Origin of the sequence: Xanthomonas codiaei, assembly GCF_002939785.1 — a bacterium.
GTDB classification, from domain to species: Bacteria; Pseudomonadota; Gammaproteobacteria; order Xanthomonadales; family Xanthomonadaceae; genus Xanthomonas; species Xanthomonas codiaei.
This window is the reverse complement of record NZ_MDEC01000023.1, coordinates 33976-59736: the sequence shown is the minus strand read 5'-3', so window position 1 is coordinate 59736 and position 25761 is coordinate 33976. Positions and strand designations below refer to the sequence as shown.

23 protein-coding genes are annotated in these 25761 nt (G+C 67.5%); 16 read left to right on the top strand and 7 right to left on the bottom strand.

The window, feature by feature from the left end; genetic code table 11:
- Positions 1-18 precede the first annotated feature (18 nt).
- The 3 genes from XcodCFBP4690_RS15895 (at position 19) to XcodCFBP4690_RS15885 (ending at position 3557) form a co-directional block, all read left to right on the top strand.
- Complete coding sequence (locus tag XcodCFBP4690_RS15895; RefSeq protein ID WP_104542337.1) at positions 19-312, top strand: LysM peptidoglycan-binding domain-containing protein; 294 nt, start codon at positions 19-21, stop codon at positions 310-312.
- 95 nt (positions 313-407) lie between these two features.
- Entirely contained in the window at positions 408-968 is a 561-nt protein-coding gene (locus tag XcodCFBP4690_RS15890) for a hypothetical protein (RefSeq protein ID WP_104542335.1), read from the top strand.
- A gap of 357 nt (positions 969-1325) precedes the next feature.
- A complete protein-coding gene (locus XcodCFBP4690_RS15885; protein WP_104542333.1) occupies positions 1326-3557 on the top strand; it encodes an NADP-dependent isocitrate dehydrogenase in 2232 nt (743 codons plus the stop codon).
- Positions 3558-3634: 77 nt separating this feature from the next.
- Here the strand turns inward: XcodCFBP4690_RS15885 and XcodCFBP4690_RS15880 are convergent, their stop codons facing one another.
- Positions 3635-3874, bottom strand: coding sequence for a hypothetical protein (locus XcodCFBP4690_RS15880; RefSeq protein WP_104542331.1), 240 nt, complete (start codon positions 3872-3874; stop codon positions 3635-3637).
- A gap of 103 nt (positions 3875-3977) precedes the next feature.
- Between XcodCFBP4690_RS15880 and XcodCFBP4690_RS15875 the strand changes: the two genes are divergently transcribed.
- The gene (locus XcodCFBP4690_RS15875) at positions 3978-4937 is read left to right on the top strand and encodes a LysR substrate-binding domain-containing protein (protein WP_104542329.1); all 960 of its coding nucleotides are present in this window, start codon (positions 3978-3980) and stop codon (positions 4935-4937) included.
- A complete protein-coding gene (gene aceK, locus XcodCFBP4690_RS15870) occupies positions 4934-6673 on the top strand; it encodes a bifunctional isocitrate dehydrogenase kinase/phosphatase (protein WP_104542327.1) in 1740 nt (579 codons plus the stop codon). Before XcodCFBP4690_RS15875 ends, aceK begins: the two co-directional genes overlap by 4 nt.
- Before the next feature lie 223 nt (positions 6674-6896).
- On the opposite strand, the gene rho is transcribed toward aceK, so the two are convergent.
- Both rho and trxA read right to left on the bottom strand, forming a co-directional pair.
- The gene (rho, locus tag XcodCFBP4690_RS15865; RefSeq protein WP_146091921.1) at positions 6897-8759 is read right to left on the bottom strand and encodes a transcription termination factor Rho; all 1863 of its coding nucleotides are present in this window, start codon (positions 8757-8759) and stop codon (positions 6897-6899) included.
- Positions 8760-8977: 218 nt separating this feature from the next.
- Positions 8978-9319, bottom strand: coding sequence for a thioredoxin TrxA (gene trxA, locus XcodCFBP4690_RS15855; protein WP_039405310.1), 342 nt, complete (start codon positions 9317-9319; stop codon positions 8978-8980).
- Between the two features lie 197 nt (positions 9320-9516).
- Between trxA and rhlB the strand changes: the two genes are divergently transcribed.
- From rhlB to rpoH, 6 genes are all read left to right on the top strand, one after another.
- Positions 9517-11223 carry an ATP-dependent RNA helicase RhlB gene (rhlB, locus tag XcodCFBP4690_RS15850; protein WP_104542323.1) on the top strand — a complete coding sequence of 569 codons (1707 nt, stop codon included), beginning with the start codon at positions 9517-9519 and terminating at the stop codon, positions 11221-11223.
- 75 nt (positions 11224-11298) lie between these two features.
- Positions 11299-11985, top strand: coding sequence for a cell division ATP-binding protein FtsE (gene ftsE / locus XcodCFBP4690_RS15845; RefSeq protein ID WP_104542321.1), 687 nt, complete (start codon positions 11299-11301; stop codon positions 11983-11985).
- Positions 11982-12932, top strand: coding sequence for a permease-like cell division protein FtsX (gene ftsX, locus XcodCFBP4690_RS15840; protein WP_104542319.1), 951 nt, complete (start codon positions 11982-11984; stop codon positions 12930-12932). Before ftsE ends, ftsX begins: the two co-directional genes overlap by 4 nt.
- An 8-nt stretch (positions 12933-12940) precedes the next feature.
- Positions 12941-13783, top strand: a complete 843-nt coding sequence (locus tag XcodCFBP4690_RS15835; protein WP_167394663.1) for a response regulator — start codon at positions 12941-12943, stop codon at positions 13781-13783.
- On the top strand, positions 13780-14505 hold the full coding sequence (gene ung / locus XcodCFBP4690_RS15830; RefSeq protein WP_104542317.1) for a uracil-DNA glycosylase: 726 nt from the start codon (positions 13780-13782) through the stop codon (positions 14503-14505). The genes XcodCFBP4690_RS15835 and ung overlap by 4 nt, the downstream gene beginning before the upstream one ends.
- 198 nt (positions 14506-14703) lie before the next feature.
- Complete coding sequence (gene rpoH, locus XcodCFBP4690_RS15825) at positions 14704-15579, top strand: RNA polymerase sigma factor RpoH (RefSeq protein WP_104542315.1); 876 nt, start codon at positions 14704-14706, stop codon at positions 15577-15579.
- A 146-nt stretch (positions 15580-15725) separates the two neighbouring features.
- Here rpoH and XcodCFBP4690_RS15820 read toward each other — a convergent pair whose 3' ends face one another.
- Together XcodCFBP4690_RS15820 and XcodCFBP4690_RS15815 are read right to left on the bottom strand one after the other, a co-directional pair.
- Complete coding sequence (locus XcodCFBP4690_RS15820) at positions 15726-16082, bottom strand: trimeric intracellular cation channel family protein (RefSeq protein ID WP_104542313.1); 357 nt, start codon at positions 16080-16082, stop codon at positions 15726-15728.
- A 52-nt stretch (positions 16083-16134) separates the two neighbouring features.
- Positions 16135-17427 (bottom strand): NAD(P)/FAD-dependent oxidoreductase, encoded by a 1293-nt coding sequence (locus tag XcodCFBP4690_RS15815; protein WP_104542311.1) that lies wholly within the window; start codon positions 17425-17427, stop codon positions 16135-16137.
- A 119-nt stretch (positions 17428-17546) separates the two neighbouring features.
- Between XcodCFBP4690_RS15815 and XcodCFBP4690_RS15810 the strand changes: the two genes are divergently transcribed.
- Genes XcodCFBP4690_RS15810 through XcodCFBP4690_RS15800 form a run of 3 tightly spaced genes read left to right on the top strand, consistent with a single transcriptional unit; the run spans position 17547 to position 19611 of the window.
- Positions 17547-18122, top strand: a complete 576-nt coding sequence (locus XcodCFBP4690_RS15810) for a hypothetical protein (protein ID WP_104542375.1) — start codon at positions 17547-17549, stop codon at positions 18120-18122.
- Positions 18119-18958: an NYN domain-containing protein gene (locus XcodCFBP4690_RS15805; RefSeq protein WP_146091920.1), complete on the top strand. Its 840-nt coding sequence runs from the start codon at positions 18119-18121 to the stop codon at positions 18956-18958. The genes XcodCFBP4690_RS15810 and XcodCFBP4690_RS15805 overlap by 4 nt, the downstream gene beginning before the upstream one ends.
- Positions 18955-19611, top strand: a complete 657-nt coding sequence (locus tag XcodCFBP4690_RS15800) for a glutathione S-transferase family protein (protein WP_279628114.1) — start codon at positions 18955-18957, stop codon at positions 19609-19611. Before XcodCFBP4690_RS15805 ends, XcodCFBP4690_RS15800 begins: the two co-directional genes overlap by 4 nt.
- A gap of 240 nt (positions 19612-19851) precedes the next feature.
- Here XcodCFBP4690_RS15800 and XcodCFBP4690_RS15795 read toward each other — a convergent pair whose 3' ends face one another.
- Entirely contained in the window at positions 19852-22074 is a 2223-nt protein-coding gene (locus XcodCFBP4690_RS15795; RefSeq protein WP_104542307.1) for a primosomal protein N', read from the bottom strand.
- Between the two features lie 460 nt (positions 22075-22534).
- Here XcodCFBP4690_RS15795 and XcodCFBP4690_RS15790 point away from each other — a divergent pair, with 460 nt between their 5' ends.
- Complete coding sequence (locus XcodCFBP4690_RS15790) at positions 22535-23566, top strand: hypothetical protein (protein ID WP_104542305.1); 1032 nt, start codon at positions 22535-22537, stop codon at positions 23564-23566.
- A complete protein-coding gene (locus XcodCFBP4690_RS15785) occupies positions 23553-24149 on the top strand; it encodes a DUF3106 domain-containing protein (RefSeq protein WP_104542303.1) in 597 nt (198 codons plus the stop codon). The genes XcodCFBP4690_RS15790 and XcodCFBP4690_RS15785 overlap by 14 nt, the downstream gene beginning before the upstream one ends.
- Positions 24150-24431: 282 nt before the next feature.
- Here XcodCFBP4690_RS15785 and XcodCFBP4690_RS15780 read toward each other — a convergent pair whose 3' ends face one another.
- Positions 24432-25595: a DUF3667 domain-containing protein gene (locus XcodCFBP4690_RS15780; protein ID WP_104542301.1), complete on the bottom strand. Its 1164-nt coding sequence runs from the start codon at positions 25593-25595 to the stop codon at positions 24432-24434.
- Positions 25596-25761 lie beyond the last annotated feature (166 nt).

Genomic DNA, 25761 nt, shown 5'->3' with positions numbered 1-25761 from the left:
CTGCACAGGGCTGCCGCAATGAGTGCCGACAACAAAGCCGATTTCTCCAACGTCACCGCCTTGGTCGACAGCACCGCCGATGTGGCGCCCGCGGCGGATTTTTCCAACGTGCGCTCCAGCGTGCAAAGCACCGCGCAACTGGTCGGCGAAACCGTCACCGTGCAGGCAGGCGACAGCCTGTCCAAGATCGCCAAGCGCCATCTCGGCGATGGCGCGCTGTGGCCGCGTATCTTCGAAGTCAACCGCGATACCTTGCAGGACCCGGACAAGATCTTTCCTGGCCAGGTGCTGCATTTGCCGCCGAGAGCGTAGGCGCACCTCACCGTCGACACGCGTACCGACACATCGGCGCGATGCCTGACGCCTCACTCATTTGTTTGATCCATTCGCCATTTGGAGATCGATCCATGCGTACCAAAGCCGTTTCCAGCACCCTGGTTCTCGCCTTGGCGGGTGTTCTTGCCTTGTCGGGTTGCCGCAAGGAAGCCAACGACGATTCCAACGTCGCCAAGGATCCGACTTCTGGCGCGGCCACCGACGCCATGCCGGGCCCGGCGGCCACACCACCGGCCAGCGATCAGGCTGCGCAGGGCACCGCCACTGGCGCTGCCAGCACCGATGCCGCGGCAATGGCCGGCACCAGCGTCACGGTGTCCAGCGTTGCGGTCGGCACGGTTGCCGCTGCGGACAAGACGGTGACGCCGTCGGCCAACGTCGGCAGCAAGGACACCATCATCGTGTCGGTCAAGACCGAAGGCAGTGCGAGCAATGTGCCGCTGTCGGCCAAGCTCACCTACCAGGATGGGCAGGTGGCCGGCGAGCAGAGCGCCACGCTGACTACCAGCGGTGCAGAAACCACCAACATGAGCTTCAGCAAGCCAGATGGCTGGCCGGCCGGCACTTACACTGCGCAGGTCATGGTCGACGGCAAGCCTGCAGGTACGCCGCAGACCATCACGGTCAAGTAAGCGGCGCACCAACGCACATGGCCACATGAATGAGTCGATGCGTGCTGGTGCGGTGCGCATCGGGGTGACTGATGCGCATCTCCATGTGTCCGACAAGGCGCGATCGCCAGATCGCGCCTTTGTCTTGCCTGACAGAATCGTTACAGCTGCATCCAAGTCGATTGGCCGTGTAGCGGGATGAAGCGTCCGCCCGTGGTCGCTTTACCCGGGCGCGGCTCAGACGCGACAATGCCGTGCTGACCCAATGCGGCGTCCGCTGCGCCGAGTGGTGCGCGTGCCGAGCGACCCCTGTCGCGCACGCCTCCGCAACGCCTCCGACTGCGGCATTCCTCCCGACCACAAGAGCCATCGCACCTTATGTCGAAGACACCGAAGATCCTCTACACGCTCACCGACGAAGCTCCCTTCCTGGCCACGCAGTCGCTGCTGCCGATCATCGATGCCTATACCGATACCGCCGGCATCGTGGTCGAAACGCGCGATATCTCGCTGGCAGGGCGCATTCTGGCGCTGTTTCCCGAGCATCTGAACGACACCCAGAAGATCGCCGACGACCTGGCCGAACTGGGCGAGCTGGCCACCACGCCGGAAGCCAACATCATCAAGCTGCCCAACATCAGCGCCTCGGTGCCGCAGCTCAAGGCGGCCATCAAGGAACTGCAGGGCCAGGGCTACGCGCTGCCGGCATATCCGGACGAACCCAAGGATGCAGCGGAAAAGGATATCAAGGCGCGCTACGACAAGGTCAAGGGCAGTGCGGTGAACCCGGTGCTGCGCGAAGGCAATTCCGATCGCCGCGCCCCGCTGTCGGTCAAGAACTACGCCTGCAAGCATCCGCATCGCATGGGCAAGTGGAGCAGCGACTCCAAATCGCATGTGGCGCACATGGACGCCGGCGATTTCTTCGGCAGCGAACAGTCCACCACCATCGCCGATGCCGGCGCGCTGAAGATCGAATTCGTTGGCGCCGATGGCGCCAGCACGGTGTTGAAGGACAAGGTCGCGGTCAAGGCTGGCGAAATCGTCGATGCCGCCGTGCTGAGCAAGCGCGCGCTGGCCAGCTTCATCGATGCGCAGATCGCCGATGCGAAATCGAAGGGCGTGCTGTTTTCGGTGCACCTCAAGGCCACCATGATGAAGGTGTCCGACCCGGTACTGTTCGGCGTGGTGGTCGGGGAGTTCTACAAGGACACGCTGAGCAAGCACGCCGATGCGCTCACCTCGGTTGGTTTCGATCCCAACAACGGCATTGGCGATCTGTATGCACGTATCACATCGCTCCCGGAAGCCAAGCAAGCCGAAATCAAGGCCGATATCCAGGCCGAATACGCGCAGCGCCCGGGCCTGGCGATGGTCAACTCCGACAAGGGCATCACCAGCCTGCATGTGCCCAGCGACGTGATCGTCGATGCGTCGATGCCGGCGATGATTCGCGATTCCGGCCAGATGTGGAATGCGCAAGGCAAGCTGCAGGACACCAAGGCCGTGATCCCCGACCGTTGCTATGCCGGCGTGTACCAGGCGGTGATCGACGACTGCAAGTCGCATGGTGCGTTCGACCCGGCCACCATGGGTTCGGTGCCGAATGTGGGCCTGATGGCGCAGAAGGCCGAAGAATACGGCTCGCACGACAAGACCTTCCAGATGTCTGCCGCCGGTACCGTCAAGGTCACCGACGGCACCGGCAAGACGGTGTTCGAACATGCCGTGGAAGCCGGCGACCTGTGGCGCATGTGCCAGGTCAAGGACGCGCCGATCCAGGACTGGGTCAAGCTCGCCGTCGAGCGCGCACGCCTGAGCGAGACGCCGGCGGTGTTCTGGCTGGACCAGGCCCGCGCACACGATGCGCAGGTCATCGCCAAGGTCGAGAAATACCTCAAGGATCACGACACTAGCGGCCTGGACATCCGCATCCTGCCGCCGGTGGAGGCCACCACGTTCTCGCTGGAGCGCATCCGCAAGGGCCAGGACACCATCTCGGTCACCGGCAACGTGCTGCGCGACTACCTCACCGACCTGTTCCCGATCATGGAGCTGGGCACCAGCGCCAAGATGCTCTCCATCGTGCCGCTGATGGCCGGCGGCGGCCTGTTCGAAACCGGCGCCGGCGGCTCGGCGCCCAAGCACGTGCAGCAGTTCGTCGAAGAGAACTGCCTGCGCTGGGATTCGCTGGGCGAATTCCTGGCGCTGGCCGCCTCGCTAGAACACCTGGGCAACCGCTACGACAACCCGTCGGCCACGGTGCTGGCCAAGGCGCTGGACGTGGCCAACGGCCAGTTCCTGGACAACAACAAGTCGCCGGCGCGCAAGGTGGGCGAACTCGACAACCGCGGCAGCCATTTCTATCTGGCGATGTACTGGGCGCAGGCCCTGGCCGCCCAGACCGAAGACACCGCGTTGCAGGCCAAGTTCGCACCGCTGGCCAAGGCGCTGACCGAGAACGAAGCCACCATCGTGGGCGAGCTCAACGGTGCGCAGGGCAAGCCGGTGGAGATCGGCGGCTACTACCACCCGGACCTGGCCAAGGTCAGCGAGGCGATGCGCCCGAGCAAGACCTTCAACGACATCCTGGCAACGTTGAAGGCCTGATCGGCGGCACCGCCTGTCGGTGCGTGAACCGTAGCGACACGCAGGGCCCGCCTCCTCCAGAGGCGGGCCTTGTCGTTTCAGCGGAAGGGCGACAGCGCCGTGACGGCGCGCAGCAGGCGGCGCGTGCGGCGCGCCATGCGTTGCTCGCGTCGGGCGCGTTGCGCCGCGTCGATGTGTCCTGCGTCGGGTGCGGCAGCGGCCTCCGGGGCCTGCGGCACTGCCGGGTCCGCCACGGTCTCCGGCTCGGCCAGCTGCCGCGCAAGCGCCACGTCGGCAATGTGCCCGTGCTGGAACAGCAAGTCGGTAAAGATGCGCATGATCCTGCCTCCACTTGAGTGGAATCCACAGTAGGCGCAGGCTAGAGGCGGCAAAAGCGAGGCTTTTGCAACGTCGGGTTGAATTTCATTCAAGGGTCTGCCCATGTCGCGTCCGCCGCTTCACGCTTTGCAAGGCTTCGTCAGCGCAGTGCGCCTGGGCAACCTGTCGCGCGCCGCCGCCGCGATGCATCTGACCGTCAGCGCGCTCAGCCACCAGATGCGTGCGCTCGAGCAACGCCTGGGCTATCCGTTGTTGCAGCGGCATGCGCGTGGCGTCACCGCCACGCCGCAGGGTCAGCAGCTGCTGGAGCGCATCGCACCGCATCTGGATGCGATCGCCGAGGCGTTTCAGCCGTTCGGCCCGCGCCGTGAAGATACGCTCACCCTCAGCATCACCCCCTCGATGGCGTCCACCTGGCTGGTGCCGCGGCTGGGCGGATTCCTGGCCGACCATCCCACCATCGAGATCAATCTGCTTTCCAGCGAGCGGCTGGTGGACTTCGAGCGCCAGCAGCAGGTCGATGGCGCCATGCGCATCGGCGCCGGGCAATGGCCGGGCGTCATCGCCGAGCCGCTGTTCGACGAATGGCTGGTCCCGATGGCAAGCCCAGCCCTGATCGCGCGCATGGGCGGTGCGGACGCACCGCCGCTGCAGCACTGGCCATTGCTGGGCGCCCCGGACGACGCCTGGCTGCGCTGGTTTGCGGCGTTCGGCGGACAGGCGCCACGGCGGTATGCCGCGGTGCTCGACGACTCCGAGGCGCATCACCGCGCCGCGCTGGATGGTGTCGGCGTGGCATTGGGGCGCGTCACCCGCGCACGCCTGCTGCTGGCGTCCGGCCAGCTGGTGGCGCTGTCCGCGCAGCGGCTCAAGACCGGCTGGTCGCACTATCTGGTGTATCCGCCACGCTCGGCTGCGCATGCCGGCTTTCTCGCGTTCCGCGCGTGGCTGCAGGTGCAGGCGCGCGAACATGTCGCTCACGCGCAGCAGGCGACCGACGTGCCGCCGGCCGCACCGCCCGCCACGCGCCGCCGCAAGCGCTCCAGGACACTGCCGGCATGAGCCAGTCACCCTTGCCGCCGCAATCCGAACGCCGCGCGTTGGCGATCGCCCACGCGGTGTATGAAGCCTTCGAGGATTACCACGCGCGTTTCTCCGAAATCACTGCCCGAGCCAGGCAGCGCTTCGAAACGCGCGACTGGAGCGGCGCGCGCGAGGACGCGGTGGCGCGCATCGCGCTCTACGACCAGTACATCACCGAGTGCATGCTGCGCCTGCGTGCAGTGCTGATGGGGCAGGCGCACGATCGCGCGCTGTGGATGCGTGCGCGCAACCACTACGCTGCGCTGCTGGTCGGGTTGATCGATCAGGAGCTATACAAGACCTTCTACAACACCCTGACCCGGCGCTACTTCGGTACCCACGGCGTGGATGCCGATATCGAATTCATTGCGCTGGATATCGAACCCACCGACGCCATCACCGTGCCGGTGGCGCGCCACACCTATGCGGTCTCGCCCGGCCGGTTGACCGACATGCTGGTGCGGGTGCTGGGCGACTACGCGTTCGCCGTGCCGTATGCGCATCGCACGCGGTGCGCGGCGGCCATTGCCGTGCGCCTGCTCGACGATCTTGCGCACTGGGGCGAGCACCCGGTGCGCAGCGTGGAGTTGCTGGAGACGGTGTTCTACCGCGAACGGCGCGCCTATCTGGTCGGCCGCGTGTTTGGCGAACATCGCTTCTCGCCGTGCGTGATCGCGCTGGTCAACGACGCCGCTGGCTTGCGTGCCGAAGCGGTGTTGACCAAGCGCAGTGATGTCGCCCAACTGTTCAGCAACTCGCGCAGCTATTTTCAAGCCGACCTGTCGACTGTCGGCGATGCTGTGGTATTCCTGCGCAGCCTGTTGACCCACAAGCCGGTGGACGAGTTGTACACCATGCTGGGCCGCGCCAAGCAGGGCAAGACCGAACGTTATCGCACGTTCTTCAGCCATTTCCAGGCCCAGCCGTCCGAGCAGCTGGTGCATGCCGATGGCACGCCCGGCATGGTCATGGTGGTGTTCACCCTGCCCAGTTATCCGCTGGTGTTCAAGCTCATCCGCGACCGCTTCGCCTATCCCAAGACCATGAGCCGTGCGCAGGTGGAGGGCAAGTACGAGTTGGTCTTCCAGCTCGATCGCATCGGCCGCCTGCTCGACGCGCAGCCGTATCGCTACCTGCGCTTTCCCAAATCGCGCTTCTCGCCGGCGTTGCTGCAGGAGCTGCAGACCAGCTGCGCTACGAGCCTGAGCGAAGATGGCGACGATGTACTCATCGCGCTGTGCTATGTGCAACGGCGTCTGCGCCCGCTCAATCTTTATCTGCGCGAACAGCTGCCCGAAGCGGCGCATGCCGCGGCGCTGGACTACGGCCAGGCGATCAAGGACATGGCGCGCAACAACATCTTTCCCGGCGACATGCTGCTGAAGAACTTCGGCATCACCCGGCACCAGCGTGCGGTGTTCTACGACTACGACGAGCTGTGCCTGATCACAGAATGCACCTTTCGCGACTGGCCCACACCCACCACCTACGAAGAGCAGATGGCGGCCGAACCGTGGTTCCATGTCGGCCCGCGCGATGTCTTTCCCGAGCGCTTCGCCTTGTTCATGGGCCTGCCGCCCTCGCAGCTGGAAGCGGTCAAGCATATCCACCCGGAACTGTTCGACCCGCAGTGGTGGCGCGACCTGCAGGCGCGCCTGCGCGAGGACGATTACCCCGATACGCCGCCATACGCAGAATCGCGGCGGCTGGCGTGAGCATGCTGGAAACAGCGTGCAGCGCGGGCGCCATGCGATGCAGCGGTGACGGCCGGAGCGTCACCCGTCGTTAGGGTCGATTTCAACCAGCCTCCAGGCAGCGATGCGGCTCGCCCATCGGCAATGCGGCCAAATGCAGCGACGATGTCTGCTCGCCTCGAACCACGCCCACAAAAAACCCCCGCAGCGCGGGGGTTTTTCGTTTCGGTACCGCAGGCTGGGATCAGCGCTTCATCGAACTGAAGAACTCGTCGTTGGACTTGGTGGTCTTCATCTTGTCCAGCAGGAATTCCATTGCGGCGATTTCGTCCATCGGGTGCAGCAGCTTGCGCAGGATCCAGATCTTCTGCAGCAGCTCCGGCTCGATCAACAGATCTTCGCGGCGCGTGCCCGAACGGTTGATGTCGATCGCCGGATACACGCGCTTTTCGGTGATGCGACGGTTCAGATGCACTTCGCTGTTGCCGGTGCCCTTGAACTCTTCGTAGATCACCTCGTCCATCTTGCTGCCGGTTTCCACCAGCGCCGTGGCGATGATGGTCAGCGAGCCGCCTTCTTCCACGTTACGCGCCGCGCCGAAGAAGCGCTTCGGGCGGTGCAGGGCGTTGGCGTCCACACCACCGGTGAGCACCTTGCCGGAGCTGGGCACCACGTTGTTGTAGGCGCGCGCCAGGCGGGTGATCGAGTCCAGCAGGATCACCACGTCCTTCTTGTGCTCGACCAGGCGCTTGGCCCGCTCGATCACCATCTCGGCGACCTGTACATGGCGCGCGGCCGGCTCGTCGAACGTGGAGGAGATGACCTCGCCGCGCACGGTGCGCTGCATTTCGGTCACTTCTTCCGGGCGCTCGTCGATCAGCAGCACGATCATGTGCACTTCGGGATGATTGGTGGTGATGGCGGTGGCCACCTGCTGCATCATCATCGTCTTGCCGGCCTTGGGCGGGGAGACGATCAGCGCACGCTGACCCTTGCCCTGCGGCGCCATCAGATCCAGGATGCGGCCGGTGATGTCCTCGGTGGACCCATCGCCACGTTCCAGGCGGAAGCGGCGACGCGGGAACAGCGGGGTCAGGTTCTCGAACAGCACCTTGTTCTTGCTGGCTTCCAGCGGCTCACCGTTGATGGTGTCCACGATCGACAGCGCGAAATAGCGCTCGCCGTCCTTGGGGAAGCGGATGCGGCCGGACAGGTGATCGCCGGTACGCAGGTTGAAGCGGCGGATCTGGCTGGGCGAGATATAGGTATCGTCCGGGCCGGCCAGGTAGCTGGCTTCTGCAGCGCGCAGGAAACCGAAACCATCGGGCAGGATTTCCAGCACGCCGTCGGCGGCAACGCCTTCGCCATGACGGGTGAGCACCTTCAGCAGGGCGAAGATCACGTCCTGCTTGCGCGCGCGCGCCACGCCTTCCTGGATGTTGAGCTGGTCGGCGATATCGAGCAGCTTCTGCGCCGGCATGCGCTTGAGGTCGCTCAGCGAATAGACCGGGAAGCCCTCCGGCACGGCCGGATGCGGACGCGCCACGAACGGCTCATTGCTGCCATCGGAGGACGGCATGCCGCCGCCGTCATTGCCGAAGCGGTCGCGCGGACCGCGGTCGCGCCGGTTGCGGAAACGGTCGCGGCGATTGCCCTGCTGGTTCTGCCCCTGGCCCTGCTGATGCTGGCCGCCGTTCTGGCCCTGACCCTGCTGCTGACCTTGACCTTGACCTTGGTTCTGGCCCTGGCTCTGCGCCTGATTCTGGTGCTGCTGTTGCTGCGCCTGATTGAAGCGCTGCTGCTGCGACTGGCCGCCCTCGCGCGGCTCGCTCTGGCTGTCGCCGCCCGGGGGAGCGCTGGGTGTGCTGTTGCCGGCAGCCGCGCCATCGCCGGACGTCTGCGCCGGTGCCGATTCGGCAGCGTGCGACGGTGCCTGCGGGGCGCGGGGGGCGTCGGGTGCGGGGCTGGCGGGCAAGGGCAGATTGGGTTGCTGCGTGCCGGCATCGTCATGGGCGACGGCGGTCTTGCTCGCGCGCGGCTTGCGCACGCGCTTCTCGACGGGAGCGTCGACGCTGCTCCCGGTATCGGAGGAAGGTTGATCGGACAAGTGCGTGATTCCTCGCTAAGGTGCGAGCGCCCAGCTAGGGGGCGAACTATTGGTAGATGGGAGTCTAGAAGAGTTTCTAGAGGGGTACGGCGGCGCACGAACGTGTGCCGGACCAACTGACACTATCACCGCGGTGCGTGACCGCGCAAGCGTCTGCCATGGCAGGATTTAACTGCTGGCGAACCGCGCAGGCGCCCATCGCTGGACGCCCACCCAACTCAGGCGGCCGCGCCGCCCAGAGTCTTGTCGATCATCTGGGTCAGCTGGCCCTTGCCAACCGCCCCGATCTGGCTGGCCTGGACCTCGCCGTCCTTGAACAGCAGCAGCATCGGGATCGAACGGACGTGATACTTGATGGCCAGGGCGCGGTTTTGGTCCACGTTGACCTTGGCAACCTTGAGCCTGCCCTGGTAGGTATCGGCCAGATCGTCCAGCACCGGGGCGATCATCTTGCAGGGGCCGCACCATTCGGCCCAGAAATCCACCAGAACCGGTTCGCCCGATTGCAGTACGGCTGTCTCGAAATCGGCATCGCCGACATGTTGAACCTTGTCGCTCACGTTGGGTCTCCTGGAAACCAAACGGCCCACCCGATCGGGCAGGCCGCCACATTGCGTTAAACTGGGGCATTGCGCGACTGAATCAAGTGCCAGTCCTGAAGCCGCGCTGTCCGCCACAAGAGCCGCAGTTTGCGACGCTGTCGGCATCGATGCAAGCCGCGCCCGGGCTGCCCAGGGCGCCTCACGAAGACGGAATAATGAGCGACAAACCGCTGACCGATTTGACTTTTTCCTCGTTCGACCTGCATCCGACGCTGATCGCCGGGCTGGAGAGCGCCGGGTTTACCCGGTGTACCCCGATCCAGGCGCTGACCCTGCCGGTCGCGCTGCCGGGCGGCGATGTCGCCGGCCAGGCCCAGACCGGCACCGGCAAGACCCTGGCGTTCCTGGTGGCGGTGATGAACCGCCTGCTGAGCCGCCCGGCGCTGGCCGACCGCAAGCCGGAAGACCCGCGCGCGCTGATCCTGGCCCCCACCCGCGAGCTGGCCATCCAGATCCACAAGGATGCGGTGAAGTTCGGCGCCGAGCTGGGCCTGCGCTTTGCGCTGGTCTACGGCGGGGTGGACTACGACAAGCAGCGCGAACTGCTGCAGCAGGGCGTGGACGTGATCATCGCCACCCCGGGCCGGCTAATCGACTACGTCAAGCAGCACAAGGTGGTCTCGCTGCACGCCTGCGAGATCTGCGTGCTGGACGAAGCCGACCGCATGTTCGACCTGGGCTTCATCAAGGACATCCGCTTCCTGCTGCGGCGCATGCCCGAGCGCGGTACCCGCCAGACCCTGTTGTTCTCGGCCACGCTGAGCCACCGCGTGCTGGAACTGGCCTACGAGCACATGAACGAGCCGGAAAAGCTGGTGGTCGAGACCGAGACCATCACCGCCGCACGGGTGCGCCAGCGCATCTACTTTCCCTCCGACGAAGAGAAGCAGACGCTGCTGCTGGGCCTGCTGTCGCGCAGCGAAGGCGCGCGCACCATGGTGTTCGTCAACACCAAGGCGTTCGTGGAGCGGGTGGCGCGCACCCTGGAGCGCAACGGCTACCGGGTCGGCGTGCTGTCGGGCGACGTGCCGCAGAAGAAGCGCGAGTCGCTGCTCAACCGCTTCCAGAAAGGCCAGCTGGAGATCCTGGTGGCCACCGACGTGGCCGCGCGCGGCCTGCATATCGACGGGGTCAAGTACGTCTACAACTACGACCTGCCGTTCGACGCCGAAGACTATGTGCACCGCATCGGCCGCACCGCGCGCCTGGGCGAAGAGGGCGATGCGATCAGCTTCGCCTGCGAGCGCTATGCGATGAGCCTGCCGGACATCGAGGCCTACATCGAGCAGAAGATCCCGGTCGAGCCGGTGACCTCCGAACTGCTGACCCCGCTGCCGCGCGCGCCGCGCACGCCGGTGGAAGGCGAAGACGCCGATAGCGACGGCGAAAGCGTGGGCACGATCTTCCGCGAGGCGCGCGAGCAGCGTGCCGCCGACGAGGCCCGCCGTGGTGGCGGCCGCAGCGGTCCGGGCGGTGGCGGTTCGCGCGGTGGTGGCGGTCGTCGTGAAGGCGGCAGCGGCGATGGCAAGCCGCGTCCGCGCCGCAAGCCGCGGGTGGAAGGCGAGGCGACCGCAACGCCGGCCGTGGCACCGGTGGTGCCGGCGGCGGCGGAACGGGCACCATCGACGGTCGTCGGCGACTCCGAGCGCGCACCGCGCAAGCGCCGTCGTCGTCGCAACGGCCGACCGGTCGAAGGTGGCGAGCCGGTCGTGGCATCCACGCCCGTGCCGGCACCCGCCGCACCGCGCAAGCCGACCCAGGTGATCGCCAAGCCGGTGCGCGCCGCAGCCCAGCCGGCTGGCAGCCCGTCGTTGCTGAGCCGGATCGGGCGCCGCCTGCGTTCGCTGGTGTCGGGCAGCTGACGTCCGGGCGAAGCAATCGCATCGCCGGTGTCCGGCGATGCGACGCAAGCGCTGGCGCTCCGGCATAATCGCTGAATGACCGTTCTGCGTTTCGACAACGTCAGCAAGCACTACGCCGGTGGCCACCAGGCGCTGACCGATGTCAGCTTCGAAGTGGCCGATGGCGAGATGCTGTTCGTGACCGGCCACTCCGGCGCCGGCAAAAGTACCTTGCTCAAGTTGATCCACCTCAGCGAGCGGCCAAGCCAGGGCACGGTGCTGCTGGGCGAACGCAACCTGCTCAAGGTGCGTGGCCGGCAGATTCCGCTGCATCGCCGGCAGGTGGGTGCGGTCTACCAGGATCACCGTCTGCTCAACGACCGCAGCATCGCCGAGAACGTGGCGTTGCCGTTGATCCTGCGCGGCACCCGTCGCGCCGAGATCGGCAAGCGCGTGCGCTCGGCGCTGGAACGCATCGGCCTGGCCAACCGCGAAAAGGCGCTGCCGTCGCAACTCTCCGCCGGCGAACAGCAACGCGTGGGCATCGCCCGCGCCATCGTCGGCGAACCGCGCCTGCTGGTGGCCGACGAGCCCACCGGCAACCTCGACCCGGCCCTGGCCGCGGAGATCATGCAGCTGTTCGCCGAGCTGCCTGCGCGCGGCACCAGCGTGCTGGTGGTCAGCCACGACCTGGCGCTGCTCAAGCAGATGCGCAAGCGCGTGCTGATCCTGGATCACGGCCGCCTGGTCGACGACATCTCGCCGCAGGATCTGGCCGAATGAGCAAGCTCGCCAACAGCGAAGCCGTGGCGCCCTCGCGCCTTGGCGTATGGGTCGACCACCACCTGCACAGCATCGCCTTCAGCCTGGGCCGCGCAATGCGCAAGCCATGGGCCACATTGCTGACCATCGTGGTGATGGCCTTGGCGCTGGCGCTGCCGCTGGGGCTGTCGATCGCGCTGGACAACGTCAAGCTGCTGGCCGGCAGCGTGCAGCAGTCGCGCGAGATCAATCTGTTCCTGAAGGTCGATGTCGCCGCCGATGCGGCGCAGGCGCTGGCCGAGCAGTTGCGTGGCCGCCCGGATGTGGCGCAGGTCACGCTGCGTACTCCCGAACAGGGCCTGGCCGATTTGCGCGAGAGCGCCAAGCTCGACGAGGCCGCCGATGCGTTGGGCGACAACCCGCTGCCCACGCTGCTGATCGTGACCCCGGCCGAGACCGGCGACGATGCACAGCTGGCCAGCGCGCTGCAGGCGCTGCCGCAGGCCGACCAGGTGCAGCACGACGCGCTGTGGCGCAAGCGTCTGGATGGCTGGCTGCACTTCGGCGAGCGGCTGGTGCAGGTACTGTCGACCCTGCTCGGCATCGGCGCGGTGCTGGTGGTCGGCAACACCGTGCGGCTGGACATCCAGTCGCGGCGCGAGGAAATCGGCGTGCTGCAACTGCTGGGCGCCAGCGACGGCTTCATCCGTCGCCCGTTCCTGTATCTGGGCGCGTGGTACGGCCTGGGTGCCGGCGCGGTCGCGCTTGCCCTGATTGGCGCTTCCGGTTTGGCCTTGCGTACACCTTTGGCCACATTGGCCGATAGCTATGGCAGTTCCTTTACCCTGCACGGGCTGGATCTGCTGCATTCTGCAATGGTGCTTGTCGGTACCCTGGTCCTGGGTTGGCTGGGCGCCTGGCTGGTGACCGGCCACTTCCTCCGCCAGACCCGTCCCACCGAGACCTGAGACCTGCCATGCATCCACCAGATCTCAAACACCTGATCAGCGACGCGCCGCGCGTGATGGTCGTCGATGGCTCGAAGCTGGTGCGCAAGCTCATTGCCGACGTGCTCACGCGCGACCTGCCCAACGTGCAGGTGATCGGCTGCGCCAGCATCGCCGAAGCGCGCGACGCGCTGGAAGCCGGCGCCATGGATCTGGTCACCACCTCGCTGTCGTTGCCCGACGGCGATGGCCTGGCGCTGGCGCGCAGCGTGCGCGAGGCCGCCGGCCAGGCCTATGTGCCGGTGATCGTGGTCTCTGGCGACGCGCAGCAGCACCTGGTCGAACGCCGCTTCACCGAATACGTCACCGACTATTTCGACAAGGCGCTGGGCCACGAAGCCCTGGCCACCTTCATCCGCGGCTACGTGCAGCCCGAGCCGGTGGTCGGCGCCACCGTGCTGTACATCGAGGACAGCCGCGTGGTGGCCGAAGCGACCAAGCGCATGCTCGAGCGCCAGAGCCTGAAGGTGGTGCATGTGCTCACCGCCGAGGACGCGTTCGCGCTGCTCACCGCCGAATCGCTGGGCCGGACCGAGCGCCGTATCGACGTGGTGCTGACCGACGTCACCCTCAAGGGCGAGCTCAACGGGCGCGACGTGGTCGAACGCATCCGCATCGACTTCGCCTACGGCAAGCGCCGCCTGCCGGTGCTGGTGATGACCGGCGACACCAACCCGCGCAACCAGTCCGAGCTGCTGCGCGCCGGTGCCAACGACTTGGTGCAAAAGCCCATCGAAGAGCGCCTGCTGGTCACCAAGGTGCTGTTCCAGCTGCGCCTGGCACGCCTGGAAGACCAGGCCGTGATGCTATGACCGAAGCGGAAGCACGCATCCAGCTGGAACCGTCGTGGAAGGCCAGGGTGGGCGACTGGTTGCTGCGCCCGGAAATGCAGGAGCTGTCGGCCTTCCTGCGCCAGCGCAAGGCCGCCGGTGCGCGGGTGTTCCCGCCCGGTCCGCAGATCTTCGCCGCCTTCGACGCCACCCCGTTCGAGCAGGTCAAGGTGGTCATCCTGGGCCAGGACCCGTATCACGGCGAGGGCCAGGCACACGGGCTGTGCTTTTCGGTGTTGCCGGGCGTGCCGGTGCCGCCGTCGCTGCTCAATATCTACAAGGAAATCCAGGACGATCTGGGCATCCCGCGTCCCGACCATGGCTATCTGATGCCCTGGGCGCGCCAGGGCGTGCTGCTGCTCAATGCGGTGCTGACGGTGGAGCAGGGCCGGGCCGGTGCACACCAGAACAAGGGCTGGGAAGGCTTCACCGACCACGTGGTGGAAACCCTCAACCGCGAGCGCGAAGGGCTGGTGTTCCTGCTGTGGGGCAGCTACGCGCAGTCCAAGGGCAAGGTCATCGATCAGGCACGGCACCGGGTATTCAAGGCTCCGCATCCCTCGCCGCTGTCGGCGCACCGCGGTTTCCTGGGGTGCAAGCATTTCTCCAGGGCCAACGAGCACCTGCAGCGCCGTGGGCTGGGCCCGATCGACTGGTCGCTGCCGCCGCGCAACGCGCTGGACACAACCTCGGCCGCCGGCTGAACAGCGCCCGCGCCAGGTCCATTGGCGGCAGTTTTGTCACGGTCTGCGCAGGGTGTCGGTGGTAGCGTAGCCACCGAGATCGGAGATCCCCGCGGTAGAACGCCGTCAGGGTCTCAATTGCGAATGTCCTATGAATGGAACGCTGGGAACTCTTCCTGTACCCGGCAGTCCAATAGTTCGACTGCTAAGATGGTGCCTATGAACCAGACGACTTCGACTGCCCTCGTGGCAAACAATCTCCCGATTCCAAGTGCGCTCGGTTCGCTGGACGCCTACATCGGTGCCGTGCACCAGATCCCGGTGCTGTCGGTCGATGAGGAGCAGGATCTGGCTCGCCGTTTCCGCGACGAGCTGGATCTGGACGCGGCGCGTGAATTGGTCCATTCCCACCTGCGCTTCGTGGTGCATGTGGCCCGCGGCTACAACGGCTACGGCCTGCCGCTGGGCGATTTGATCCAGGAAGGCAATATCGGCCTGATGAAGGCGGTCAAGCGCTTCGACCCGGATATGGGCGTGCGCCTGGTAAGCTTCGCGGTGCATTGGATCCGTGCGGAAATGCACGAGTTCATCCTGAAGAACTGGCGCATCGTCAAGGTCGCCACGACCAAGGCGCAGCGCAAGCTGTTCTTCAACCTGCGCAAATCCAAGACGCGCCTGGGCTGGCTCAATGCGTCCGAGGTGACTGCGGTCGCCAAGGATCTGAACGTCTCCGAGCGCGAAGTCATGGAGATGGAGTCGCGCCTGTCCGGTCGCGATATCGGCTTCGACGCCTCTTCGGACGAGGACGACGACCATGGTCCGCCGTCGCCGGTGAGTTATCTGGTGGCCAACGAGGAAGATCCCTCGCAGGCCTACGAGCGGCACGACAGCGAAGACAACCAGCTGCAGCTGCTGCGCGAAGGCATGGCCGGCCTGGATACCCGCTCGCGCGATATCGTCAAGCGCCGCTGGCTGGATTCGGAGTCCAAGGTGACGCTGCAGGAACTGGCCGATGAGTACGGCGTGTCGGCCGAGCGCATCCGCCAGATCGAGGCGAACGCGCTGAAGAAGATGAAGGCGTTGTTCGTCGCCTGATTCTTTCGATCAGGCGATAGCTGTTGCACGAACGGCCCGGTTTTCCGGGCCGTTTGCGTTGCAGGCCTGCAGCTTTTCCTGCTTCTCAGGGCGCTGACGCACTGCCCGGGCGATGCTGCCGGCGGCGTCGCTCTGGCCGACGACGACTATTCCGGCAGGCGCGCGACAGGCAAGTGCCAGCCGTAGCGGATGGCCATGAAACGCAGGCCGAAACAGACGCCGGCACCGGTCGCCAGCGACCAGGCCTGCGGCACCCCGAGCACATGCCCGATCGCCACCAGCCCACCGCCGGCGAGTGCGGCCACCGCATACAGTTCGGCCTGCAAGACCACCGGCGTGCGTGCGACCAGCAGGTCGCGCGCGATGCCGCCGGAGACCGCCGCCGCGCACGACAGCACCAGCACGCCGAACAGGTCCAGGCGATTGCGTACGGCCACCGTCGCCCCGCTCAGGGCGAACACGAAAGTACCGAGCAGATCCAGCAGGAACAGGACAGTCGCCACGGTCAGGCCGTCAAATCAGGCCGCACAGCATCGCGTACCGCACGCGCCGCTGTCACCCGTCCTTGCTGTTGGGCGGCGGGTCGTCGGTGGCGCCGCCGAAGATGATGCGCGCGGCGCGCTGGTAGCTCCAGTACGCCATCGCCCAGTTCACCAGCACCACGAAACGGTTGCGGAAGCCGATCAGGAAATACACGTGCGCGGCCAGCCAGAACCACCACGCCACGATACCGGAAAGCTTGAGCTTGCCCACGTGCACGATGGCCGCCATGCGGCCGATGGTGGCAAGGTTGCCATAGTCCTGGTAACGGAATGCAGGCACCGCCCGGCCGCGCTGGCGCGCACGGATCGCCTTGGCGATGTGCTTGCCCATCTGCTTGGCGGCCGGCGCCACGCCCGGGACCGGGCGGCCATCCTGCTGCAGCGCGGCCAGGTCGCCGCCGACGAAGATGTCCGGATGGCCGGGCACGCTCAGGTCCGGCTCCACCAGGACGCGGCCGGCGCGGTCCAGTGGCACGCCCAGGGTGCGCGCCAGCGGCGAGGCCGCCACGCCGGCGGCCCACACCACGGTGCGCGCGGGCACGAAGGTCTCGCCAAGCTGGTAGCCCTGCGCATCGATATGCGTCACCGGGGTGCCGGTGTGCACTTCCACGCCGAGCCGTTCCAGCTGCTTGCGCGCCTTGGCGGTGAGGTCGTCCGGGAACGAGGGCAACACGCGCGGGCCGGCTTCGACCAGGCGTACCCGCGCCTGGCGCGGGTCGATGTGGCGGAATTCGTTCTTGAGCGTGTGGCGGGCGATCTCGGCCAGGGTGCCGGCCAGTTCCACCCCGGTGGGTCCGCCACCGACCACCGCAAAGCTCAGCCATGCAGCGCGCGCGGCGGGATCGGTTTCGGCTTCGGCGCGCTCGAAGGCCAGCAGCAGCTTGCGGCGCAGCACCAGTGCGTCGTACAGCGTCTTCAACCCGGGGGCGTGCTCGGCCCACTGGTCGTTGCCGAAGTAGGCGTGCGTGGCACCGGTGGCGAGCAGCAGCAGGTCGTAACCGACCGTCTTGCCATCGGCCAGCATCACCTGGCGGCGGCCGGGCGCGATTTCGACCACATCGCCGAGTTGCACTTCGACATTGCGCTGCTCGCGCAGGATGTGCCGCAACGGCGCGGCGATGTCCGGCGCCGAGAGGCCGGCGGTGGCCACCTGGTACAGCAGCGGCTGGAACAGGTGGTGGTTCTGACGGTCGATCAGGGTGATGCGGATGCCGGGGTCGTCGAGCGCGCGGGTCGCCCACAAACCGGCGAAACCGCCACCCACCACGACCAGATGCAGCGGAGCGGGAGAAGGGGAAGAGGTCATCGTAGGAGTCCGATGGAGCGCGACGCGGGCTCGACAGCATGCCAAAGTGCCAATGAACATGATGCGTGGGCGCAGCGCGCCTGCGGCATCATGTCGCATCCATCTTCGACGGTCTTCGCATGTCTTCGTTCCCGCCGCCCTTGCCCCCGCTGCCGCCCGCACCAGCGCCCACCGCAGCACCGATCGTCCCTGCCGCCAGGAAGCCGCTCAGCGGCGTGGCCATCGGCCTGATCGGCATCCTGGCCTGCGCAAGTGCGTTCGGGGTGGTGGTGCTGGCCGCAGCCATGTGGCTGGTCAACACGGGCTGGTCGGTGTTTGCCGAGCAGGCGCGCAGCGCGCTGCAGGACGATGCGGTGGTGCAGGAACATATCGGCCAGATCCGCAGCATGCGGGTGGATCTGGTGCGCACCGGAATGGCACCGGGCGGCGAGGAGTTCGTGTTCGATGTGGAAGGCGACCGTGGCGCCGGTCGCGTCCAGGCAACCTGGATCAGCGCCGGTGCCGACCAGGAGATCCTGAGCGATGGGGTGCTGACCCTGCGCGATGGCACGCAGTACAGCCTGCCGGCTGCGCAGAGCGCAGAAGAGGCCGCGCTCGATGCAGATGCAGATGCGGATGCCGAGACAGAATCGGATCCGGAAATGGACACCGAAACCGAAACCGAAACCGCCACAGACGCTGCAGCGGAGCCTTGAGCATGACCGACCATCCCGACAAGCGGATCGCCTTGCTGATCGACGCCGACAACGCGCCCGCCGGCAAGATCGATGTGGTGCTGGCGGAAGTGGCGCGCTATGGCGTGGCCAATGTGCGCCGCGCCTATGGCAACTGGAAGAGCCCGCACCTGAAGGGCTGGGAAGCGGCGCTGCACGATTACGCGATCCGGCCGATCCAGCAGTTTGCCTACAGCTCCGGCAAGAACGCCTCGGACATGGCCATGGTGATCGATGCGATGGACCTGTTGTACGCGCGCAACCTCGACGGGTTTGCCATCGTCTCCAGCGATGCGGACTTCACCCCCTTGGTGATGCGCCTGCTCACCGATGGCATGAAGGTCTATGGTTTCGGCGAAAAGAAGACACCGGCACCGTTCGTCAATGCCTGCTCCAAATTCACCTACGTGGAAGCGCTGGGCGAGCAGGCCGCTGCAGCCAGCGACACTGCTGCCGGGCGCAAGGATGCAACCGCATTGCGCAGCGACACGCGGCTGGTGCAGATGCTGCGCAATGCCATCGTCAGCGCCTGCGAAGACGATGGCTGGGCGTTGCTGAGCGCGGTGGGCAAGCAGGTAGCCAACCAGGCCTCGTTCGATCCGCGCAACTATGGCTATCGCAAGCTCAGCGACCTGGTGCGCGCGATCGGCTTGTTCGAGATCAGGCAGGACGAGCAGGCCCTGTGGGTGCGCGATACGCCCCAGGGCAGCGGCCGCCGCGCGAAAACTGCAGCACCTGCCGCGGCGTCGCCGTCACCGGCGACGTCACCGGGAAATAAGCGCGCCGCGCGCGCACCCGCCAAGCCTGCAGGGAAATGACGATGACGCATGCGGCCAGCGACCCCACTCCGCCGAGTATCACTGTGTGGGGGCGGCGCAACTCCAGCAATGTGCGCAAGGTGCTGTGGTGCGCCGAAGAAGCCGGTGTGGCCTATGCCTCGATCGAGGTGGGGGGCGCATTCGGTGGCAACACTACGCCCGAATATCGCGCACTGAACCCGAACGGGCTGGTGCCGACGCTGCAGGATGGCGCACTGGTGTTGTGGGAATCCAATGCGATCGTGCGGTATCTGGCTGCGCAGTACGCACCGGCGCTGTATCCGGCATCGCCGGCCGAACGCGCGCTGGGCGAGCGCTGGATGGACTGGACCACCTCCACGTTTGCCGGCGTCTTCCGCGACCTGTTCTGGGGCGTGCTGCGCACCCCCGAGGCCGAACGCGATGGCGCGCGCATCGCCGCCGCGCTGGCGCAGTCGGGCGAGCTGCTGGCACGCGTGGATGCGGCCCTGGCACAGCAGCCGTATCTGTCCGGCGAGCAATTCGCGATGGGCGATATTCCGCTGGGAAGTTTCATCTACGCCTGGTTCGAAATGCCGATCGACCGGCCCGATCTGCCGCATGTGCACCAGTGGTATCGGCGCTTGTGCGCACGGCCGGCGTACCAACGCGGCGTGATGACAGCGCTGACCTGAGGGACGTGCCTGCGCTGGGGCCTGCGCGGTTGATTGCGGGAACATGCGCGCCGCTATTGCAAATTGCCGCTACTGCAAATCGATGGACCAGCACAGCGCGCGGCCTGATAGCTCGTGTCTGCCGTAGGAGCGCACCCGGGCGCGACGCGCTTTATCGGTAACGCCCCATCGCGCCAGGGTGCGCTCCTACAGCACCTGGGTACATCGCGCAGCGTGTGCACGTGCGCGCTACGCACCGCATCAATACAGATCGATCGGATCCACATCCAGCGACCAACGCACGCGCCGCGCCTGCGGCAGCGCGTAGACGGCCGGCAATTGCGCATCGAGCAGGCGGTGCAAGGCCGAGCGCTGCTGGGCCGACAACAGCAACTGGGTGCGCTGGAACCCGGCGCGGCGCGGCATCGGTGCCGGCATCGGGCCATAACAGTCGACCGCTGCCACGGCGGGCGCGGGCGCGTCGTTGTCTGCGCCGGTCAGGCCGCGCACCGCCTGCAGGAACTGGTTGGCCGCCGCCACGTCCTTGGCCTCGGCGCGGAACAGTGCCAGGTGCGCGAACGGCGGGAAGCCGGCGGCCTGGCGTTGCTGCAGTTCGGCATCGGCGAACGCGTGGTACCCGCCGTTGACCAGGGTCTGCAGCAGCGGGTGCTCGGGATGGTGCGTCTGCAGCCACACCTCGCCAGGGCGATCGGCGCGCCCGGCGCGTCCTGCCACCTGGATCAGCTGCTGGGAGAGTTTTTCGGCCGCGCGGAAGTCCGCCGAGAACAGGCCTTCGTCGATGCCCACCACCACCACCATGGTCAGCCGTGGCAGGTCGTGGCCCTTGGCCAGGATCTGGGTGCCGACCAGGATGCCGGCCGCGTTGCCGAGCCGGGCGAGTTGGGTTTCCAGGGCATCGCGGCGCTGGGTGGTGCTGCGGTCGATGCGCACCACCGGCGCGTCCGGGAAGGCCTCGCTGAGGCGTTCTTCCAGCCGCTCGGTGCCGATGCCCTGCGGCTGCAGCGCCAGGCTGGCGCAGGCCGGACAGGCCAGCGGTGCGGGCTGGCGCGCGCCGCAGTGATGGCATTGCAGGCGGCGGCCGCCGGCATGCACGGTCATCGGGGTCTGGTGCAGTGGCGTGCTGCAGCGTTGGCAGGCGGCGGTCCAGCCGCAGTCGTGGCACAGCAGCACCGGCGCGTAGCCGCGGCGGTTCTTGAACACCAGCACCTGCTCGCCGCGCGCCAGGGTGGCGCCGATACCGGCCAGCACCTCCGGCGAGAGCCCGTCCTTGAGCGGGCGCTTGCGCACGTCCAGCACGCGCACGCGCGGTGGGCGCGCTTCGCCGGCACGACGCGACAGGCGCAGATGCTGGTAGCGGCCGGCGTAGGCGTTGTGCAGGCTTTCCAGCGAGGGCGTGGCGCTGCCCAGGATCACCGGCACGTCCAGCGCCTTGCCGCGGACCAGGGCAAAGTCGCGGGCGTGGTAGCGGATGCCGTCCTGCTGCTTGTAGCTGCCATCGTGTTCCTCGTCGATCACGATCAGCCCGGCCTTGGGCAGCGGAGTGAACACCGCCGAGCGGGTGCCGACGATCAACTGGGCTTGGCCGCGCCAGGCCGCGGCCCACACGCGGGCGCGTTCGCCATCGGACAGGCCGGAGTGCAGCGCATGCACCGGCACGCCCAGGCGCGCACGGAAGCGGCCCAGGGTCTGCGGGGTCAGGCCGATCTCCGGGACCAGCACCAGTGCCTGGCGGCCGGCGGCCAGGCAATCGGCGATCGCCTGCAGATAGACCTCGGTCTTGCCGCTGCCGGTGACGCCGTCGAGCAGATAGGTGGCAAAGCCGCTGCGCGCGCGGATCGCCGCAGCGGCGGCCTGTTGTTCGTCGTTGAGCGCCGGGCCGCTGCCGGGGCGGGGCGGGAGGGCATCGGCAGCCACCGCTACGCGTTCGGCGTGGCCACGCTTGGCCAGGCTGCGCGCGGCCTGCCGCCACTGCGGCTGCAGCGGGTCCAGCTGGTCTTCGCTCAGTGCGCCGGCCTGCAGCAGGGCAGCCAGCAGGGCCGGGCGGCTGCCGGCGCGCAGGCTGCTCGCTCCGGTATGCCCGGCCTCGGTAAGCTGCCAGGCCCAGGCGTGGGTGTCGGCCAGCGGTTCGCCGCGGCGCAGCGGGCCGGGCAGGGCGCTGGCCTGGGCCTCGCCCAGCGGCGCATGCGTGTAGCGGGCCAGCCATTGCAGCGAGCGGGCCAGCTCATCCACCAGCAGCGGCGCCGCATCGCACCACGCCAGCGCCGGACGCAGCCCGTCGGCCGACGCCAGCTGGCCGATCTCCACCACCACCCCGACCAGCTCGCGCGGGCCGAACGGCACCCGCACCCGGCAACCCACCCGCCCCGAATCGGCCGGCGCGGCATCGGCGGGGGGCAGGTAGTCGAACAATTGCGGCAGCGGCACCGGCAGGGCGACGCGCAGGGTGGTGACAGTCGAAGGCATCGGCCCAGTCTACCGACACTGTCCAGCTGGCCCGAGCAGGCCGGTTTCTGCGCGTGAGAGCGGTGTGATCAGTTGCGGCGCCTTTCTGTGACCGAAGTGATAAATACGACGTAAACCTATGTGAGGACTGAGGAAACAGGTTTATCCACACTGCCTGTGGATAAATCTGTGAATTACCGGCGTGCTCCACGCCGTGAAGGCGGATTCACTTGCCTTGGCAACCTGTTGGACATTTTTTCGCCATCCGTCTAAATTCATTTATAATCAATAACTTAGGCGTGAAACACGAATGCAACAAAGAAAAAACAACAGTTGACAGACGGGGGCGTATCGGTATGTCTGCCGCTGTGCACAACGTGCGCGAACAGCGGTCGGGAGCGGATCGACAGCAGAACGATCTGTCAAGCGGTCGGCGCGGTCGATCTGCGTGGGTATCATGCCGGCCGATGCTGGAGTTCACATGACCGTAGTCCCCGAGGCCCCCGTTACCCCCGCCGCGCTGTCGGCCTTCCTGCGGGGCGTCGAACGCCGGGGGATGGTGCTCGCACAGCTGCAATGCGGCGATGGGGCGGCGGCAGAGCGGGCCCTGGCGGCGGCGCTGCGTGCCTTCAGCAGCCAGGCGGCCGGGCGGCCGATGGCCGGCTGGCCGATGCGCTTCTGGAGCCTGCTGGCGGCGGCTCCGCCCCTGCGGCGCGAACCCATGCCAGGCACCTGGTTGCCGCCTTTCACGTCGCTGGGCCGGATGCAGACTCCCGACCGGCTGGCCCTGCTGCTGCGCATCGTGGCCGGGCTGGAAGAGGACGTCGCCAGCGAGGTACAGGGCGTGGCCGTGGCGGACTATCGCCAGGCGCTGGCACGCGCCTGCCCGCGCGATGCGGCCGGCAACCCGGATGCCCAGGCGTGGCGGGTGCTGGCCGAGGCGGCGCAACAGGAATTACGCGACCTCAGCCCGTCCCAGCTCGGCCGACTGGGTCAGTTGCGCGATGCGGCGCTGGCCGGCATGCCGCTGCAGCCCGCCGCCCCGGCAGCGCCGTCGCCGGCCCCGGTCCGCCAGCGTCCTGTACGCGTGCGCAGCGCCCGGCAATGGCAATGGCCCCGGATCGATCGCCGCCAGGCCGGCATCGCGCTGGGTGTGCTGGCACTGGCACTGCTGCTGGCGGTGCTGGCCTGGTGGTGGACGCATCGCCGGCCGGCGTTGCCGCCGGAGCCGGTGTCGCAGGCCCCGGCCGGCGTGCTGCATGTGACCGATGCCGCCCCGGTCCTGGTGGAAGAACTGCCGGCCACCGATCTGCCGGATCAGCCTGCGGCCGCCGCGCTGGATGCGCGCGACCAGGCGATGTTGGCCGACCCGGACCTGGAACTGGCGCGCTCGGCCGATTTCTACGCCTGGTATGCGGCCGGGCACCCGGTGCCGGCCGACGAATCCGGTGCACACGCCACGGCGGCCGAACAGCCGTCGGCGCCACTGGAGACCGTCGATGACGAAAACTAACTGGGCAGCACTGTTGCTGTGCGCCGTCACCGTCATCGTCAGCGCCGGTGCGCAGACCCTGCCGGCCGCGCTGGATGAAGGTGGCGCCCTGGCGCCCTCGTCCGCTGCGCCGCCGCCGGCCACGCCCAGCGCCGCCCAGCAACGCGCGCGCTGGGCCGCACTGACACCCGTGCAGCAGGCCGACCTGCGCGCCCGCTACGCCGCCTGGAAGGAGTTGACCGCGACCGACCGGGTGGTGCTGCGCCAGGCACGCGAGCGCCTGCAGGGCCTGCCCGAGGACCAGCAGCGCGCCCTGCGCACCCAGTTCACCGCGCTGGACCGCCTGCACCGGCACGGCTGGCGCCTGGGCTCGCAGCTGGGCAACTTCTATCCGCAGCTGCAGCCGCTGGTCGGCTACGTGCCGGCGGCGCAGCGCGAGCAGTTGCTGGCCATGCTGCGCAGCCTGGATGCCGCTCAGCTGGCGCAGCTGGCGGTACTGGCGCAACGCACGCCGCCGCAGGAGCGCGATGGTCTGCGTGAGGCACTGCTGGCACAGGCGCCGGCCACGCGCGGCAGCTGGTTGAGCCGTCAGCTGGCGCGGTGATCGCCCGCGCCGCGGCGGTGGGCAAGCGCGGACACGCCACACTTGCGATGGCAACTGCGCACAGTGCCCGCACGCGCGCATGCCGCATTGATTGCGTGATCCGGCCGGCAGGCCCATGCCCGGCCGGCGTGACCGCCATGGGTGCGCAGGCGCAGGCGGGGGTCGCTGGACCAGCGTCTGCCGCAGCGCCGTGCGCGGCTGTCGATACGTGGAGGGCGCGAACACCGCCGCATCGCAGGCCTGTTCGCAGCCAGCGCTGCAGCAGCGCTCTGCCGGGCCTGCTCAAAGACGCGCCAGGCTGGCCACCATCAACAGCGCAGCGGCCATGGTGACGACGACCAGATAGATGCCGCCCAGGCCGAGGTACTTCAGCACCGTCAGCGGCCAGCCCTGCCCATACACGCGCCGTTGCATCCACAGCAGGTACAGCGGCATCCACAGCGCCAGCCCGAACTGGACCAGCCCGATGCTCCAGGCGATTGGGCTGACAATCTGCGCCAGTACATCGGCCAGCAGCGACAACAGCAGCATGGCCAGCAGGTTCAGGCACAGGAAGGCGTGGCTGTAGAGCGCGACCACCAGATGTTCCAGATACACCCGGCCGCCGCGCAGATAGAACACGCGCAACAGCAGCGCAAACAGCGGTACCAGCACCAGCAAGGTGGACGGCACCGCCGCGAAGAAGGCGTTGTAGAGCAGCTGCGGGTTGCTGCGCAGGCGCGGCAGGTTGTCGCGGATGTGCAGGAGCTGCACGTTGAGCCAGCGATTGGCCCAGGCCGGCAATGGCGCGAAGGTCAGCGGATTGACGACCGGATCCCAGGGCTTGCCAGCCACCGAGAAGAACGTGGCGTCATCGGCTGCGTCCACCGCCGGCGCGGCACTTTCCAGCCGTGCGCCCTGGTGCAGTTGCGCCAGCCGCGTGCGCGCCTGGCTCTCGGCGCGGGCGATGCCGGCATCCACGCCGTCGCGGGCAACCCCTGCCGGCATCACCTTGCGGGTCTGCAGCAGCGCGCCGACCAGGTGCGCGCGGACCGCTTCCACCTGCGCCGGGGTGCGTGCCTGCGCAAAGTCCCTGGGTATCGACGTCTGGGTGATGTCTTCGGCGCTGGCCGCGTGCGCGTCGTCGGAAGCATGCACCGCCAGCCGGGCGATGAAGAACGTCAGCAGGCTCAGCACCAGGAACAGCCGCATCGGCGCGACGTAGCGCACGCGATGGCCGCCCAGGAACCGCTGCGCCACGCGGCCTGGCACCAGCAGGTCGCGCAAGGTGCGGAAGATCCGTCCATCCAGGTGCCAGAACGATTCGAACACTTCTTCCACCGCATGCGCGACGCTGCGCACCGGGTTGTGCGCGCTCTGGCCGCAGGCGTGGCAGAACGCGCCGCGCAGGGCAGTGGCGCAGTTCTCGCAGTCCGAAGGATGCGCTGTGGGCGGGTGCAGGGACATGGCCGGATCCGGTTGGCGGTGAGGGCGCTGAGTGCCAGGCAGGGCCGCCCCACGGCCGTGCCTGGCAGGCCATGCAGCGTATCGCGCGGTGCAGATCCACACCATTGGCGATGACGGCGTGTCGCCACCTCCACCTCCATCGCGGTGCGATCCGGGTGCGTCAGAC

Bases quoted from the DNA above. Each gene is read 5' to 3' on its own strand.
- XcodCFBP4690_RS15835 (WP_167394663.1), top strand. From the start codon at position 12,941: ATGCATCCACCAGATCTCAAACACCTGATCAGCGACGCGCCGCGCGTG.
- rhlB (WP_104542323.1), top strand. From the start codon at position 9,517: ATGAGCGACAAACCGCTGACCGATTTGACTTTTTCCTCGTTCGACCTG.
- XcodCFBP4690_RS15885 (WP_104542333.1), top strand. From the start codon at position 1,326: ATGTCGAAGACACCGAAGATCCTCTACACGCTCACCGACGAAGCTCCC.
- XcodCFBP4690_RS15800 (WP_279628114.1), top strand. From the start codon at position 18,955: ATGACGATGACGCATGCGGCCAGCGACCCCACTCCGCCGAGTATCACT.
- XcodCFBP4690_RS15895 (WP_104542337.1), top strand. From the start codon at position 19: ATGAGTGCCGACAACAAAGCCGATTTCTCCAACGTCACCGCCTTGGTC.
- XcodCFBP4690_RS15790 (WP_104542305.1), top strand. From the start codon at position 22,535: ATGACCGTAGTCCCCGAGGCCCCCGTTACCCCCGCCGCGCTGTCGGCC.
- XcodCFBP4690_RS15780 (WP_104542301.1), bottom strand. From the start codon at position 25,595: ATGTCCCTGCACCCGCCCACAGCGCATCCTTCGGACTGCGAGAACTGC.
- rpoH (WP_104542315.1), top strand. From the start codon at position 14,704: ATGAACCAGACGACTTCGACTGCCCTCGTGGCAAACAATCTCCCGATT.
- ftsE (WP_104542321.1), top strand. From the start codon at position 11,299: ATGACCGTTCTGCGTTTCGACAACGTCAGCAAGCACTACGCCGGTGGC.
- ftsX (WP_104542319.1), top strand. From the start codon at position 11,982: ATGAGCAAGCTCGCCAACAGCGAAGCCGTGGCGCCCTCGCGCCTTGGC.
- XcodCFBP4690_RS15890 (WP_104542335.1), top strand. From the start codon at position 408: ATGCGTACCAAAGCCGTTTCCAGCACCCTGGTTCTCGCCTTGGCGGGT.
- ung (WP_104542317.1), top strand. From the start codon at position 13,780: ATGACCGAAGCGGAAGCACGCATCCAGCTGGAACCGTCGTGGAAGGCC.
- XcodCFBP4690_RS15815 (WP_104542311.1), bottom strand. From the start codon at position 17,427: ATGACCTCTTCCCCTTCTCCCGCTCCGCTGCATCTGGTCGTGGTGGGT.
- XcodCFBP4690_RS15795 (WP_104542307.1), bottom strand. From the start codon at position 22,074: ATGCCTTCGACTGTCACCACCCTGCGCGTCGCCCTGCCGGTGCCGCTG.
- aceK (WP_104542327.1), top strand. From the start codon at position 4,934: ATGAGCCAGTCACCCTTGCCGCCGCAATCCGAACGCCGCGCGTTGGCG.
- XcodCFBP4690_RS15810 (WP_104542375.1), top strand. From the start codon at position 17,547: ATGTCTTCGTTCCCGCCGCCCTTGCCCCCGCTGCCGCCCGCACCAGCG.
- XcodCFBP4690_RS15785 (WP_104542303.1), top strand. From the start codon at position 23,553: ATGACGAAAACTAACTGGGCAGCACTGTTGCTGTGCGCCGTCACCGTC.
- XcodCFBP4690_RS15875 (WP_104542329.1), top strand. From the start codon at position 3,978: ATGTCGCGTCCGCCGCTTCACGCTTTGCAAGGCTTCGTCAGCGCAGTG.
- XcodCFBP4690_RS15880 (WP_104542331.1), bottom strand. From the start codon at position 3,874: ATGCGCATCTTTACCGACTTGCTGTTCCAGCACGGGCACATTGCCGAC.